This window comes from Turicibacter sp. T129 (assembly GCF_025594975.1).
GTDB lineage: Bacteria > Bacillota_I > Bacilli_A > MOL361 > Turicibacteraceae > Turicibacter > Turicibacter bilis.
Window position 1 is genome coordinate 1 of record NZ_JAMQUU010000054.1, and the last position, 354, is coordinate 354.

General features: G+C 35.3%; 1 tRNA gene. It reads right to left on the bottom strand.

Annotation, left to right across the window (positions count from 1 at the left end):
• Window positions 1-260: 260 nt before the first annotated feature.
• Window positions 261-334 (bottom strand) — tRNA-Gly (locus tag NEH75_RS09970).
• Window positions 335-354: the final 20 nt, after the last annotated feature.

Here is a 354-nt window from a genome sequence, read left to right on the forward strand (position 1 = left end):
ACCAACGGGCCTGTTCCCTTAGTGCGACTTGATTATCTTATCATCTTTGTCGACTTCTGTCAAACACTTTTTTTATCTTTATTTTCTGTTTTTTTCTTATTGCTGTTCAACGCTTTATTATATTACCATCATTGTCAAATAGCGTCAAATGTTTTCGGTCTAATTTCTATTAGAAGACTTACTTTTCTTCAAAAAAGGTTAATTCTAACAAATACATACATTACACTCAAAAACACCTTAAATGATGTTAATAATCATATTGGAGCGGGTGAAGAGAATCGAACTCTCACAGTCAGCTTGGAAGGCTGAAGTTCTACCATTAAACTACACCCGCATATTGGGGCGACTGATGGG